The 408-nt window shown below is 69.9% G+C and carries 1 pseudogene; it reads left to right on the forward strand.

Going from position 1 to position 408, the window contains the following annotated elements:
- Window positions 1-408, forward strand: a pseudogene (locus OGL92_RS22090) (hypothetical protein); the annotation flags it as partial.

Genomic DNA, 408 nt, shown 5'->3' on the forward strand with positions numbered 1-408 from the left:
CAGGCCGGGCCCGCCCGCGCCGATCCCTGTCGACCCGGTGATGCCGCCGGGCTACGTCCAAGACCCCGCCCCGGCGGGGTTTTCTTTTATCTGGCGGGCGTTCGTGGTGATGGGCGGTGTGGATGTGAGCGGCCGGGTGTGCGCCGACATCCGCATCAATCGCCCCGAGGGCGGCGCTGCCGAGGCGGAGTTCTCTCTGGCGTACCAGCAGGGCGAGGCCGTGCCGGCGAACCTGCAGGGTGCCGTCGTCACGGTGGATTACCAGAGCCAGGACGGCGGCGACCTCACTCAGGAACGACGCTTTACCGGGGTCGTGACCATCCCCAGCTGGGACCCGCGAACCCGGGAAATGCGGATCACCGCGAGCGACCGGCTCCAGAACCGCATCGAGGAAACCAGCGTCGCCGG

The sequence above is a fragment of the Pseudomonas sp. RIT-PI-AD genome, assembly GCF_025642785.1.
Lineage (GTDB): Bacteria > Pseudomonadota > Gammaproteobacteria > Pseudomonadales > Pseudomonadaceae > Pseudomonas_T.